This is a genomic window from Marinovum sp. (genome assembly GCF_034669705.1).
In the GTDB taxonomy this organism is placed as follows: Bacteria; Pseudomonadota; Alphaproteobacteria; order Rhodobacterales; family Rhodobacteraceae; genus Marinovum.
Map to the genome: position 1 here is coordinate 38,932 of NZ_JAXMOR010000021.1, position 13,395 is coordinate 52,326.

Genomic DNA, 13,395 nt, shown 5'->3' on the forward strand with positions numbered 1-13,395 from the left:
GGGGTGGTTCGGGGCAGCTGCGCATCAGTCATCGGCCGGGGCTCCTTTCGTGTCCCAACCTCCGGCGCGCAGGATTGTTCCGGCGGGCTCAGCCCTCGAGAAAACCGATCAGCTCGGCCTCGCCGGCCCGCAGCCCGGCGATCTCGTCGATCTTGAGGCGGGCCAGCCGGGCCGCGCGCGCCTCGGGCTCCAGCCGCGCGAGGTCGAGCACCTCGGGGTGGATGTAGCTCGAGCGGGCGATGGCGGGGGTGTTGCCCAGCGCCTCGGCAGCACAGTCGGCCATCGCACCCAGGGTCAGAGGCCCGGGGCGCAGGGCGAGGGCAAAGCTGGCGCGGGTGCCGTTCCAGGTGCGAAAGGTCTTGGCCGTGACCCCCTCGCCGCAGATCTCGGCGATCGCGGCGTTGACGTGGTCCGATCGAACATTGCGCGGCGTGCCGTCGGCATCGGTCCAGGTGGCCAGCTCGGCGCCGGGCAGGTCGTGGATGCGCGACAGTGCCTTTTGCAGCGCCTTGCCACGCAGGGTCTGGGTCACCCGCGTGCCGCCCTTGGCGGGAAAGGAAATCTCGATGTGGTCGTCTTCGAGGCTCACGTGGCGCGGCTGCAACGTTGTGGCGCCATAGGTGTGGTTCTCGCGGGCATAGGCGGGGTTGCCGACCCGGATCGAGGCGCGGTCGATCAGGGCCAGCACCGCCGCCACCGCCAGCTCCTGACTGCCGGCTTCGGCCTTCAGCCAGCGCGCGATGCAGCCGCGCAGACGCGGCAGGGAACGGCCAAAGGCAGCGAGCTGCTCGAACTTGCTGGCCGCGCGATGCGCCGCCCAGTCCGCGTGATAGCGGTATTGCTTGCGGCCCCTTGCATCGCGGCCGGTGGCCAGCAGGTGACCGTTGAGATGCGGGGTGATCCAGACGTCCTCATAGGCCGGCGGCACCGCGATGCCGATAATCCGCGCGCGTTCGAGCTTGTCGCGAATCAGCTTGCCGGTGGGGGCATAATAGGCAAAGCCGCGGCCGGCGCGGCGACGGGTGATGCCGGGCTTGGCATCGGGGTAATAGATCAGCCCCGGCACTTTCGGCGCCGCTGGCGGATCCTTGATGCCGCTGCCGTCAGCCACGGGGCTCTGTCTGTGCGAACATGGTCACCGCGCCTCCCTGCGCCGGCCGAAGTCGGTCCAACAGGTAATGCCCGGGAGGCGCGGCTTGTTCCTGAAAATCGGCCCGGTGCCTGGCCGGTCGCATTCCGGTCAGAACATGTCGTCCGGCAAAATCGGCAGCAGGCGGGAAAACCGGCGCACCTTCTGCAGCGGATAGGGCAGCACGAACCCCCGGCGGTCGTCGGGGGGCAGGGCGGCGTTTTCCTCGGCCCTCTGCCGCCAGATCGCGGCGCGCGAGATATCCCCGTCGCTCTCGCCCAGCCAGACCTGCGCGAGGCTTTGCCGCAGCTCTTCGATGGCGGCGGACGTATCGAAGCGCACCGAGGCTTCAGTGTCCCAGCGCAGCGAGCGGCCGTTGAGATTGGCCGATCCGACAATGCCGATGCGATCGTCGACCAGCATCACCTTGGAATGCACATAGACCGGCCCGGCGCCATGGACCGCCGGGCTGCCCTTGGGGGCGGGCCGGGGCTGGGCCGGGGCGATGATGGCGCAGCGGGCGCCAAAGGCGTCCTGCAGGCGCATGATGGCCCGAGCCTGCAACGCATGGGCATGACGCGCGTCCCAGCCGGTGTCGCCGTCAAACAGCACCCGCTCGGCAAAGGGCGGCAGGATCAGGATCAGATCGAGCCCCGGCCGCTCGGCGGCGGCGACCAGCGCATCGATCACCGGCCGGTGGCGCAGGAACTGGGTCTCGATATAGAGGCTGTCGCGGGCCGCCTCGACGGCGTTCAGGATGCCGGCCTCGATCTCGCGCACCTCTGGCCGGGGGCCGAGGCGGCTGATCCCGGGGCAGGGGGTCGAGAGGGTGCGCAGCAGCCTGTGACCGCCATCGTCCTCGGCGCTGTCGGCAGGCTCTGCCAGCTTGGTGGGGGTGACGCCGTCGGGGGCCTGCCCGCAGGGCAGCGAGCGGTTCCAGCAATCGATGAAATGGCGCTGCAGCGTGGTGCAAAAGCCGCCGTCGATGCGCATCGAGACGTCGTGCCAGGTGTCTTCGGGCGGCCGCTCGTGGTTCGGCGTGTCATAGCGTCGCTCGTTGATGTCGAGCCCGCCGATCATCCCGCGGACGCCATCGGCGATGGCGAATTTCTGGTGGATGGTCACCGGCCGCAGATGCGCCGCCCCCTTGAGCGCAGCCTTTTCCACCGGCGTCAGGTGGGCGCGGTCCTCCTTGCGCAGCTCGGCCACGCGCTTGCGCAGGGTCCCGCGCATGATCAGCCGCCAGAGCCAGCCGGCGGCCTGGCCATGGGGCGCGCAGAGCACCTGAACATCGCCCTCGGCCACCGCGTGGATGCGATTGGCCGAAGCCCAGGCCAGACGGTGCAGGTCCGGGGTGAAGAAGGGATCGAAATCCGCCAGCAGCAGCCGCAGCTTGACCCCGCGCGCCACCGTCTCGGCCAGCAGGTCGGCCCAGGTCTCGAGCCCGCGCGACCGCGGACCCTCGCCATGCAACCGGGTTTCGGGGTCGAAGATGCGGAAGGACATGTAGAGCGTGTCCTGCGCTTCCTCCGCCAGCTGTTCAAGCGCCGGAAATCCTTGGGACGCGGTGATCAGCGGGCGTAGCATGGTCAGGCTCTCCTTCGGCGTATCGCGCCGGTGACGTCTCGGTAGGTGAAGGCGCCAAAGAGCTGTCCGAAGGCGAAGTAGCTCAGGCTGCCCAACAAGATCAGTGCCGCGAGGGCGGGGTAGCGGATGTAGTCCATCGTGAGGTAGCGCCCCAGCGCCGCATTCAAGCCCCAGAGCACCAGTCCCATCGCCAGTGACGCGAGGACAATGCGCCAGATCCGCCGGCGGAACCGCGCGTCAAAGCGCACCGTGTCGCCGAACTTGCGGCTGCCGCGCACCAAGAGCCAGACCATGGCCCAGCCGGCCAGCGTGGTGGCCACCGCCGGGGCGATCCAGCCGATGACATAGGACAGGCCGATCGCCGCCGCGGCGTTGATCACCATCGACCAGACGGCATAGCGGAACGGGCTCTTGGTGTCCTCGCGCGCAAAATAGAGCGGCTGCAGCAGCTTCTGCAGGATGAAGGCCGGCAGCCCGAGACCGTAAACCGCCACCGCCACGGCAATGGCGGCGCTGTCGTCGGGGCCGGTGGCGCCGCGCTCGAACAGCACCGAGACCAGCGGCAGCGGGATCACCACCAGCGCCACGGCGCAGGGCAGCGACAGGATGAAGGCGAACTCGCTGGCGCGCGACAGCGCATCGCGGGCGCCGCTGTCATCACCGGCTTTCAGCCGCCGCGACAGGTCTGGCAGCAACACGATGCCGGCGGCGATGCCGACCACGCCCAGCGGCAGCTGGTAAAGCCGGTCGGCGGCATAGAGCCAGCCCACCGCCTTGTCGAAATGCGAGGCGACCTGCTGACCCACCAGCAAGTTGACCTGCATCACCCCGCCGGCCAGCGCCGCCGGCAGCGCCACCACCGCCAGCCGCTTCATGTCGGGCGTCAGCCGCGGCCAGCGCCAGTCGAGGCGATAGCCGGCGCGGCGCACCGCCACCCAGACCAGCGCCAGCTGGGCGATGCCGGAGAAGGGGATGGTCCAGATCAGCGTCTGAGCCACCGGCCCGCCCATCAGCGCGGCGATGCCCATGGTGGCGATCACGAAGATATTCAGCAGCGACGGCGCGGCGGCCGCGGCGGCGAAATGCCCGGAGGCGTTGAGCATGCCGGAAAACAGCGCCGCCAGCGAGATGAAGAGCACATAGGGAAAGACCACCCGGCCGTAGCTGACCGTAAGGTCGAAGCGTTCGGAGCCGGCAAAGCCCTCGGCGGTGGCCCAGACCAGCGCCGGCATGAACGCCAGCGACAGCCCGGTCAGGCAGAGCAGGATGAAGGCCAGCCCCGAGGCGGCTTCCGAGGCGAAGCCCTCGGGGTCTTCGGCTGCCTCGACCCGCTTGGAGAACATCGGCACGAAGGCGGCGTTGAACGCGCCCTCGGCGAAGAACCGGCGGAACATGTTGGGCAGTCGGAAGGCGGCGACGAAGGCGTCCATCACCGGGCCGGGTCCGATCAGCCCGAGGATCATCACCTCGCGGATGACGCCCAGAACGCGGCTCAGCAGGGTCCATATCCCGACGGTGAAGATGCCGGAGATCAGGCGGATGGGTTTCATGATGTGCTAGGGCCTCTTGGCAGGGCGTGACGGGCTGGGGCCGGCTTATCCGATTGGCCAACGCGGCGGAAGGGGGCGGGTTCCGGTGGTCGGGAGGCGGTGCAGCGCGGGCGTCGGCTGAGGGGCGCGACAGGGGAGCGGCGTGCTCCGGGGTTTGACCGGGGCGCTTTGCGATTCTGCTGGCGAGGTCCCGGATCGGGGTCCGGGACAGTGCGGGAGGGTAGGGGGGCGTGGCGTGACGAGGCGAATTGACGTCCGCACCCCGGGCCTGACTCGCGGCCTCTGCGATACGAGCGGCGAGGTCCCGGATCAGGTCCGGGACGGTGCGGGAGGGTAGGGGGGCGTGGCGTGACGAGGCGAATTGACGTCCACGGCCCGGGCCTGACCCGGGGTCTCTGCGATATGGGCGGTGAGGCCCCGGATCGGGGTCCGGGACGGCGACTTCGGTCAAAACGGACCTTGGAAACCAAAAAAGCCCCGCCGACAGGCGGGGCAAGGTAGGTGCCGTCGCGAGGACGGGCACCGGCGGTAAGATGGTCTCTCTGAGAAAGAAATCAGTTCGGGCGGTGGCCCATTTCGGCGCGGATCTGCTGGCGGAAGACGTCGATCGGCACCGACTTGCCGTCGCGCTTGATGTGCCAGTAGGTCCAGCCGTTGCACGACGGTGCGCCTTCCAGCGCCGCGCCCACCTGGTGGATCGAGCCGCGCACATCGCCGCCGACCAGCGTGCCGTCGGCGCGCACCTTGGCCTTGTGCCGCTCGTTCATCGAATAGAGCTCTTCGCCGGGACGCAGCATGCCACGCTCGACCAACTGGCCGAAGGGAATGCGCGGCGCGGCGCGTTTCGAGGCGGTGACCTCCAGCGCCTCGCGCGCGAACTTGCGGATCTTGGACAGCCGCGCCTCGGCGACCTTGCGATAGGCCGCCTCGCGCTCGATGCCGATGAAGTCGCGGCCCAGCATCTTGGCGACCGCGCCGGTGGTGCCGGTGCCAAAGAACGGATCGAGCACCACGTCGCCGGGGTTGGTGGAGCCCACCAGCACCCGGTGCAGCAGCGATTGCGGCTTCTGCGTCGGATGCGCCTTGTCGCCGGCCTCGTCCTTGAGCCGCTCGCCGCCGTTGCAGATCGGCAGCACCCAGTCCGAACGCATCTGGATGCCCTCGTTCAGCGCTTTCAGCGCCTCGTAGTTGAAGGTGTATTTCGCGCCTTCTTCCTTGGAGGCCCAGATCATCGTCTCATGCGCGTTGGTGAATCGCTTGCCGCGGAAGTTCGGCATCGGGTTCGACTTGCGCCAGACCACGTCGTTGAGGATCCAGAACCCGGCGTTCTGCATCGCCGCACCGACGCGGAAGATGTTGTGATACGAGCCGATCACCCAGATCGCGCCGCCCGGCTTGAGCAGCCGGCGCGCGGCGGCGAGCCAAGCTTCGGTGAACTTGTCGTAGGCGGCAAAGGACGAGAACTGGTCCCAGTGGTCATCGACGGCATCGACACGGGAATTATCGGGCCGGTGCAGATCGCCCTTGAGCTGCAGATTATAGGGCGGATCCGCAAAGATCAGATCGATAGATTTCTCGGGCAGGCGTTGCATCACCTCGATGCAGTCGCCGGCAAGAATCGTGTTCAACGGAAGCGCGGACGCCCCCTCGGTCGTGGTTTTCGTCTTCATATTCTGCCTCTGTCCCCGGTGCGTTATCGCACTCATTGGTTGCGGACAGGATGAGTCAAAGGCGAATCGTGGTCAATTTCTTTTTTGAATCAAGGGGTTAAGTTTTTCTCTTGATACAAGATATTGTGGACCGGTTTAAACGAACGTCTATGGTGTGGGGTCACCCCAAGATTTGTCAGCGCCGCCTTGTGCGATTTCGTCGGGTAACCGGCGTTGGTTTCCCAGCCGTATCCGGGGAAGTGTTGCGCCAAATCCCGCATGACATAATCCCGCCTGATTTTGGCCACAATTGAGGCCGCCGCGATCGACACCGAGCGGCTGTCGCCCTTGACGATGGCGCGCGCCGGAAGGGTCAGCCCGCGCGGCAGCAGGTTGCCGTCGATCAGCAGAAAGTCCGGCGGCTCCGGCAGCGCCGCGACCGCTCGCAGCATGGCGATGTGGCTGGCGCGCAGGATGTTGTGGCTGTCGATCTCCTCGACGCTGGCGGTGCCGAGGCCGATGCGGGCGCAGCCCTCGAGTTCGCTCACCAGCGCAGAGCGCCGACTCTCGCACAACATCTTGGAATCGTTGAGCCCCATCGGCACGCGCACCGGATCGAGCATCACCGCCGCGGCCATCACCGGCCCGGCCAGCGGGCCGCGGCCGACCTCGTCCACCCCGGCAATGCGCAGGAAGCCCTCGGCGCGGGCGGCGTCTTCGAAACTCGTGTCGGGCAGTGTCATGCCCCCGGAGTGGCCCGAGCGGGCGGCGTTTTCAAGCGCGAATCAGCCCCTGTCCGGCCCGGCCGGCGAAAAACAGACCGGGGCGCCCCCGGTAAGGAGAGCGCCCCGGCGCGGTGCAGGTTGCAGGGGTTACAAAACCTGCACCTCAGCCCGATCGCGTGCGACCATGATCGAGCGTTAACGTCGTCCGTCCACCCGGTAACCGCGATGGTGCAGGCAGCGGGGATGATAGCCGACCCGGGTCACCTTGCGGCCGTGGCGCCAGGTGCGCACCTGCATCCGGCAGGCGCCCGGCAGCCAGTCGGCCTGGCGGTAGTTGCGTTGCAGGCAGCGCTGGCCGAACATGCGCACCGGGCCGTGGTGGGTTCGGATCCGTCTCAGGCAATAGCCCGGCAGCGGCGCGCGGCGCAGGTTGCGAAAACCACCGTGCTTCTTGTGGCGCCGGTCGCGGAATTCGCCATGCCGGTTATCATGGCCCCGCCGCAGGTCGGCCCGGCCCGAGGGCTGGCCTGACTGATGGTTGAGCAGCAGGATCGTGCCGGCGCCGGCGATGAACCTGTCGAAGTTGCGGTTGTGCTCGGCCGCCGCCGGGGCGGCGGTCAAGCTGGTCAGGGCCATGGCAGCGGCCAATAGAGAGCTGGTGAACTTGCGCGACATGTGACTGTCCTTTCTGCGACACCTCTTTCATTTCCTTCAGGGGTCCGCATCGGGGGGGATGCCCGAACCGCGGACCAGCGACAGGACAACCGTGCAGCCCGGACGCAAAGACAGGCAATATCAGGCCGCTGTTATCGGATAACCCACGGGTAAACCGGCGGGTGTTATTGAAAAACACCGCCAGATCGCGCAGCTTGGAGAGATGAGGAAAACCCTGTCACATATTGCCCTTGTCGCCCTTGCGGGCCTGCTGCCGGCCACGGCCGGGGCCGCCTGTCTGGCCGAGTTCAAGGCCAAGCGCGACAACCCGCTGGCGCTGTTCTATGACATCGCGCCGATCCGCGGCGCCTGCACGCAGGAGAACGCCGAGGCGCAGCTCCGGGCCGAACTGGCGCGGCAGGGGCAGACCCTGCTCAAGGTGCTCTCGGTGCGCGAAGAGTGAGCCCGGTTGACGCCGGGCGCGGCCTCATGCGTCATGCCCCGGTCAGACACCGGAGGCCGATGTGATCGAGAGCGAGACCAGCGCCGCAGAGCTGCGCCGTTCGGGCAACCGGGTGGTGACCTGGGGCATTGCCGCCGTGGTGGCGATCCTGGCGCTGGCGGCGGTGTTCTTGTTTCTCAACCTGCCGGACGCCAATGCCTTCAACGCGCGGGTCGAGCGCATCTTTGTCGAGAACGATGCGCTGACCAGCGATGCCGAGATCAAGCTCTTGGAGATCCTCGCGCTCTCCGGCACTGCCTTTTCCGAGACCCTGACCTCCTACCGGGTGGTGATCTTCGTGCTGCTGGTGTTTGCCGCCGGGCTGCTGATTGCCACGCTGGTGTTCCTGGTGATGCTGGTGGCGCTCAACCGGCGGATGGCTCAGATCGAGCAATCCGGCATTCAGGTCTCGTCCCTTTTGATCAGCCGGGATGAAAAGACCGTCTATCTCAACAACATGGGCTTCAAGCTGACCGATGCCGCGATCGAGACGCTCTGCGTGCTCGCCGAGGCGCGGATGGACGAGGAGGTGCTGACCGGCGCGCAGATCGAGGCGATGATCTCGGGCCGGCCGGAGCCCGATTGCGACGAGGCCGCCGGCGCCACCCGGATCAAGCGGTTGCGCGACGGGCTGGGCAATCAGCTGGTCAGCACGCTGCTGGTGCGCAACATCGCCCGGCGCGGCTATGTGCTCTCGGTCGGCAAGGACGTGATCCGGGTGTTGTAAGGTCTGTGCCCTGCAACACCCTATCGCCCGTGCTGCGAACGTGATCCGGCCCGAGCTCGATTGCGGCGGGGCCGCCGACGCCACCCGGATCAAGCGGTTGCGCGACGGGCTGGGCAACCAGCTGGTCAGCACGCTGCTGGTGCGCAACATCGCCCGGCGCGGCTATGTGCTCTCGGTCGGCAAGGACGTGATCCGGGTGTTGTAAGGTCTGTGCCCGGCAACACCCTATCGCCCGCGCTTCGGACGTGATCCGGGGCCTCCCCCTCGGCCTCGATCTCCCGCGCGCCTCGGAGCCTCACCGCGAACCAAGAGCCCCTGGAGCAGGTCCGGGGCGGGGTTGGTCACCGGCCATTGACGTCCCCTTCGGCCGCGTTTCCCTGACCGCGACCGGGACGCAGCTCAGCATCGTGTTCCCCGGCGATGACGAAGAGACCCTCGAACGCGGCCAGAGGCATGCAAGCCCATGGACTGGCAGCCGGCCGGTTCCTTGCCCGGCCGCAGTTCCGACCTGGCCCCAGCCCCGGCCTGACCCCGGCTTGAGCCTTGCCCCCCGGCGGTCTATGTCTCGCGGGAGCCATCAGGAGCCCGCCATGCCCGTCTTTCTGTCAACCTCACAGCCCGATTTCGAGGCCAAGTTCCGCGCCCTGCTGGGTGCCAAGCGCGAAGACAGCCCCGATGTCGACGACACGGTAGCGCGGATCATCGCCGATGTGCGCGCCCGCGGTGACCGGGCGGTGATCGAGCTGACCGAGCGCTTCGACCGGATGACGCTCGACCCCGCCGGCATGGCCTTCTCCGCCGAGGAGATCGAAGCGCAGTGCGCCAAGGTGCCCGCGGCCGAGCGCCAGGCGCTGGAAACCGCAGCCGAACGCATCCGCGCCTACCACGTGCGGCAACTGCCCGACGACCAGCAATGGACCGACCCCGAGGGCGCGACGCTGGGCTGGCGCTGGACCGCGGTTTCTGCCGCCGGGCTCTACGTGCCGGGCGGGCTGGCCTCCTATCCGTCGTCGGTGCTGATGAACGCGATCCCGGCCAAGGTGGCCGGCGTCGACCGGCTGGCGATCACCGTGCCGACGCCCGACGGGGTGGTGAACCCGCTGGTGCTGCTGGCGGCGAAAATTGCCGGCGTCGACGAGGTCTATCGCATCGGCGGCGCCCAGGCGATTGCGGCGCTGGCCTATGGCACCGAGACCATCGCCCCGGTCGACAAGATCACCGGGCCAGGCAATGCCTTCGTCGCCGCCGCCAAGCGCCGGGTCTTCGGCAAGGTGGGGATCGACATGATCGCCGGCCCGTCGGAGATTCTGGTGATCGCCGACAGGGATAACGATCCCGACTGGATCGCCCTCGACTTGATGAGCCAGGCCGAGCATGACGAGAGCGCGCAGTCCCTGCTGATCACCGATGACGAGGCCTTTGGCCGCGCGGTTGCCGAGGCGGTCGACAAGCGCCTCGAAACGCTGGAACGCCGCGCCATCGCCGGCGCCAGCTGGCGCGATTTCGGCGCGGTGATCACGGTGACCGACCTCGCCGAGGCCGCCGAGCTGTCGGACCGGATCGCGCCCGAGCATCTCGAGCTCTGTGTCGCCGACCCCGAGGCGCTGAGTGCCAAGGTCCGCCACGCCGGTGCGATCTTCCTCGGCCAATGGACGCCAGAGGCGATCGGCGATTACGTCGGCGGCCCGAACCACGTGCTGCCCACCGCCCGCTCGGCGCGGTTTTCTTCCGGCCTCTCGGTGCTCGACTTCATGAAGCGCACCACCCTGTCGAAGATGTCGCCGGACGCCCTGCGCGCCTGCGGCCCGGCCGCCGAGGTGCTGGCGCAATCGGAAAGCCTCGAGGCGCATGGGCTCTCGGTCACCGCGCGGCTGCGCAAGCTGAACGGGTGACGCCATGGCCATCGTGATCTTTCACAACCCGAACTGCTCGAAATCCCGCGCCACGCTCGAGCTGATCCGCGCCGCGGGGCAGGAGCCGGTGGTGGTGCCGTATCTCAAGGCCGGATGGAGCAAGCCGCAGCTGCAGGCGCTTTTCGCGGTGGCCGACCTCACCCCGCGCGAGGCGCTGCGCAGCGGCCGGGGACCGGCAAAGGAGCTTGGCCTGCTGGACGAGGCCCCCAGCGACGACGCGATTCTCGACGCCATGGTGGCGCATCCCGAGCTGGTCGAGCGGCCGCTGGTCTGCAGCCCCAAGGGGGTGCGCCTCTGCCGGCCGCCGGAGCGGGTGCAGGAGTTGCTGTAACCCGGGCTTGATCGGGCCTCGGGCCGCGGCCTATGCTGACCACGAGCAGAGCCAACAGGACAGACCATGCTAGCAAAAGCCCTGAGCCTCGCGGGGGGCATCACCGGCGCGGTGGGCCTGTCGCAGTTCCCCGAGTTCTCGCAGCAATACGCCCAGCGGCTGGGCGGCGCGGTGGACGAGCTGTCGCGGATGGTCTCGGAGTTCGAGGCGGATGCGGCGGCGGTCGGGCTGAGCCCCGCGGAGGCACTGTCGCAGCTGTCGCGCGGCGAATCGCTGGCCCGCGCCCGGTCGGTGACCATGGCGGCGACGATCGAGCGCCATGACCGGCTGTCAGCGGACCTCGCGGCGCTCGAGGGGGCCGGGCCCTTCACCCGGGCCTATTTCGCCACCCGGATGACCGACAGCACCATCGCCGAACGTGCCTGGCAGGCCTACAAACCGGCGGTGCCGGCCACTTTCGAGGGCGTGACCTTTGCCGGCGTCGGCTACCTGACGGGGCTCTTGGTGGTGGGCGCGCTCCTGTCGTTGCTGCGGCGGCTCTTCGGCCGCAGGCAGCGGGCGGCCGCCTAGAGCTCGATCTCGTCCTCGCCGGTCACCGGCGCGTCGAGCATCTCCTGCGGGGTCTTGCGGCGGATGATGATGTCGCCATTGGGCAGGATCTCTGGCGGGTGATAGGCGCTCCAGTCCTCGACCTCGGTCATCAGCTCGCGCAGCGCCGGGCCCATCTCTCTGACAAAGCTGCGCAGGTTGGGCTCGATCTCTCGGGCCATGCCTTCGAGCTCGCGCAGGGCCGGCTCCATCTCGTCCATCAGCCCGCGAAAGAACAGCCGGGCACCTTCCTCCATCAGGTTGAAACTGTCCTCTTCCTCGGCTTGCTGCGCGGCGGCGGGCAGGGCGAGGCAGGCGGCTAGGGCGGTGGCTTGGAGATACGATTTCATGGCACGGCTCCATCGCGGCAGGGGGCGATACAAAGATAGGTTGGATCGGCGACACATCCAGAGGTGACGGTTCGGTGACGGTTGATTCAGAGCGGTCATCGGCACGCCGATAGCCTGCATCAACCGCGTCGCTCTGATCTTCTACGGATTTGGCTGGGATAAGGTGCTTCCGAACCACCCGAGGGACGCCGCGCCGCGGCCTGCGACGGCTTGCACCTTCGTTGGGGCGAAGTCTCAGCCGTGGTCCGCGCCTTAATGATGCTTATCGATAATTCCCCGAAGCCCGGGCGATCACGAGCCGGTGCTCGTCGGGTTGAAGCTGGTCAAGCATCGCCAGAATGCGGCGAACATCGTTGTTCTCCCTCAGCCTGATGAAGTCATCCACGCTCTTGCCGTAGTGCTCTGCAAAGCGAACGGCATTCTCGACCGTCGTCGACAACCCCGCCCGTGTTTTGAGACCGGTGTTTCGGGCGAGTTCGGCAATCCTCGTCTGGTGGTGTTTCAAGTGCCACAACAACGCGGCTCGGAAGTCGTATGCCATGTCGCCCCATGCGTTTTTCGGGGGTCACATCACGCCCGCACCGCCCCCCAGTCGGCCTTGAGCTGGCTGACAATCTGGTCGCGGGTCTGGCGATAGGCGGCGAGCTTGGCGGCGCGGGTCTCGCCCTGGCCGGTGGGGTCCATGATCGGCCAGTACTCCACCGTCAGGTGAAAGAACCGCGTCAGCTCGAGCGCGCGGTGCTGGCTGGCGGGCGAGAGCGCCACCACCAGGTCGAAGGAGGACAGCGCCTCGCCCATCAACTCAAGCTCGTCGAAGGAGCGCGAGCGGTGACGGTCAAGCTCCACCCCGATCTCCTGGCAGACCGAGATTGCGAAGCCGTCGATTTCCAGATCGTTGCGCACGCCGACCGACTGCACATAGGTCTGCAGGCCGAAGAATTTCTTCATGATGCCCTCGGCCATCGGCGAGCGCACGGCGTTGTGATCGCAGCAGAAGAGGACGGATTGCGGCAGCGGGCGCGTCACCGGCTCAGGCTCCGAAGTGCAGGACGCAGATCAAGGTGAACAGCCGTCGCGCGGTGTCATTGTCGAGCTCGGCCTTGCCGTCGAGCCGCTCCTGCAGGATGCGGGCGCCCTCGTTGTGGATGCCGCGGCGGGCCATGTCGATGGTCTCGATCTGGCTGGCGGGCAGCTTCTTGACCGCGTCGAAGTAGCTTTTGCAGATGTGGAAGTAGTCCTTGACCACCTGCCGGAACGGGCTGAGCGAGAGGTGGAACTCGGCGGCTTTCTGGTGGTCCTCGGTGCTGAGGTCGAAGACCAGCCGCTTGTCGCGGATACAGAGCGTCAGCCGGTAGGGGCCGGGCGGCACCTGCGCGCCGTCGCGGGCGGGTAGGGCAAAGGAGTTCTGCTCCATCAGGTCGAAGAGCGCCACCTTGCGCTCCTGCTCGACCTCGGGGGTGGGCGGCGGCAGGTTGGCGTCGTCCAGATCGATCTCGATGATGCGGCTCATCGGCGGGGCCCTCGGTTGACGGTTGATCCAGGATGGGTAGCGGATTGGCGAGGGCTGGGCAATGCGGCTTTGGTTGCGGGGGCCTTGCGGTCGCGGGAACGTCCGTGACGTGCCACCGGCCGCGCGGTGTGCGCAGCGGTTGTCGTCCGCAGTGACAGATGAGGCTGGGACGACGCCGCG

15 protein-coding genes and 1 pseudogene are annotated in these 13,395 nt (G+C 67.7%); 6 read left to right on the forward strand and 10 right to left on the reverse strand.

The window, feature by feature from the left end; translation table 11 throughout:
* Positions 1–88 precede the first annotated feature (88 nt).
* The 6 genes from VOI27_RS14980 to VOI27_RS15005 form a co-directional block, all read right to left on the reverse strand.
* Positions 89–1,111, reverse strand: coding sequence for a DNA topoisomerase IB (locus VOI27_RS14980; RefSeq protein WP_323766169.1), 1,023 nt, complete (start codon positions 1,109–1,111; stop codon positions 89–91).
* Between the two features lie 129 nt (positions 1,112–1,240).
* Complete coding sequence (locus VOI27_RS14985; RefSeq protein WP_323766170.1) at positions 1,241–2,716, reverse strand: phospholipase D family protein; 1,476 nt, start codon at positions 2,714–2,716, stop codon at positions 1,241–1,243.
* A 2-nt stretch (positions 2,717–2,718) separates the two neighbouring features.
* Positions 2,719–4,266, reverse strand: coding sequence for a murein biosynthesis integral membrane protein MurJ (murJ, locus tag VOI27_RS14990; protein WP_323766171.1), 1,548 nt, complete (start codon positions 4,264–4,266; stop codon positions 2,719–2,721).
* A 554-nt stretch (positions 4,267–4,820) separates the two neighbouring features.
* Positions 4,821–5,936: a site-specific DNA-methyltransferase gene (locus VOI27_RS14995; protein WP_323766172.1), complete on the reverse strand. Its 1,116-nt coding sequence runs from the start codon at positions 5,934–5,936 to the stop codon at positions 4,821–4,823.
* Between the two features lie 89 nt (positions 5,937–6,025).
* Positions 6,026–6,658 carry a ribonuclease HII gene (locus tag VOI27_RS15000; protein ID WP_323766173.1) on the reverse strand — a complete coding sequence of 211 codons (633 nt, stop codon included), beginning with the start codon at positions 6,656–6,658 and terminating at the stop codon, positions 6,026–6,028.
* Positions 6,659–6,835: 177 nt separating this feature from the next.
* On the reverse strand, positions 6,836–7,315 hold the full coding sequence (locus tag VOI27_RS15005; RefSeq protein ID WP_323766174.1) for a hypothetical protein: 480 nt from the start codon (positions 7,313–7,315) through the stop codon (positions 6,836–6,838).
* Between the two features lie 202 nt (positions 7,316–7,517).
* On the opposite strand from VOI27_RS15005, the gene VOI27_RS15010 reads away from it, so the two are divergent.
* The 6 genes and pseudogenes from VOI27_RS15010 (at position 7,518) to VOI27_RS15035 (ending at position 11,337) form a co-directional block, all read left to right on the forward strand.
* Positions 7,518–7,757: a hypothetical protein gene (locus tag VOI27_RS15010; protein WP_323766175.1), complete on the forward strand. Its 240-nt coding sequence runs from the start codon at positions 7,518–7,520 to the stop codon at positions 7,755–7,757.
* A 61-nt stretch (positions 7,758–7,818) separates the two neighbouring features.
* Positions 7,819–8,523 (forward strand): hypothetical protein, encoded by a 705-nt coding sequence (locus VOI27_RS15015; protein WP_416374681.1) that lies wholly within the window; start codon positions 7,819–7,821, stop codon positions 8,521–8,523.
* 40 nt (positions 8,524–8,563) lie between these two features.
* Complete coding sequence (locus VOI27_RS15020) at positions 8,564–8,728, forward strand: hypothetical protein (RefSeq protein ID WP_323766217.1); 165 nt, start codon at positions 8,564–8,566, stop codon at positions 8,726–8,728.
* 385 nt (positions 8,729–9,113) lie between these two features.
* Positions 9,114–10,415: a histidinol dehydrogenase gene (gene hisD / locus VOI27_RS15025; RefSeq protein ID WP_323766176.1), complete on the forward strand. Its 1,302-nt coding sequence runs from the start codon at positions 9,114–9,116 to the stop codon at positions 10,413–10,415.
* Between the two features lie 4 nt (positions 10,416–10,419).
* Positions 10,420–10,764 (forward strand): annotated as a pseudogene (gene arsC, locus VOI27_RS15030) (arsenate reductase (glutaredoxin)); the annotation flags it as partial.
* A 69-nt stretch (positions 10,765–10,833) separates the two neighbouring features.
* A complete protein-coding gene (locus VOI27_RS15035) occupies positions 10,834–11,337 on the forward strand; it encodes a DUF2937 family protein (protein WP_323766178.1) in 504 nt (167 codons plus the stop codon).
* On the opposite strand, the gene VOI27_RS15040 is transcribed toward VOI27_RS15035, so the two are convergent.
* The 4 genes from VOI27_RS15040 to VOI27_RS15055 all read right to left on the reverse strand — a co-directional run bounded on the left by VOI27_RS15040 (position 11,334) and on the right by VOI27_RS15055 (position 13,215).
* On the reverse strand, positions 11,334–11,705 hold the full coding sequence (locus VOI27_RS15040) for a hypothetical protein (protein ID WP_323766179.1): 372 nt from the start codon (positions 11,703–11,705) through the stop codon (positions 11,334–11,336). The two genes, VOI27_RS15035 and VOI27_RS15040, sit on opposite strands and share 4 nt — an antisense overlap.
* A gap of 262 nt (positions 11,706–11,967) precedes the next feature.
* Positions 11,968–12,246 carry a hypothetical protein gene (locus tag VOI27_RS15045; protein WP_323766180.1) on the reverse strand — a complete coding sequence of 93 codons (279 nt, stop codon included), beginning with the start codon at positions 12,244–12,246 and terminating at the stop codon, positions 11,968–11,970.
* A gap of 29 nt (positions 12,247–12,275) precedes the next feature.
* The gene (locus VOI27_RS15050; protein WP_323766181.1) at positions 12,276–12,731 is read right to left on the reverse strand and encodes a low molecular weight phosphatase family protein; all 456 of its coding nucleotides are present in this window, start codon (positions 12,729–12,731) and stop codon (positions 12,276–12,278) included.
* A gap of 4 nt (positions 12,732–12,735) precedes the next feature.
* The gene (locus tag VOI27_RS15055) at positions 12,736–13,215 is read right to left on the reverse strand and encodes a UPF0262 family protein (protein ID WP_323766182.1); all 480 of its coding nucleotides are present in this window, start codon (positions 13,213–13,215) and stop codon (positions 12,736–12,738) included.
* Between the last annotated feature and the right edge of the window lie 180 nt (positions 13,216–13,395).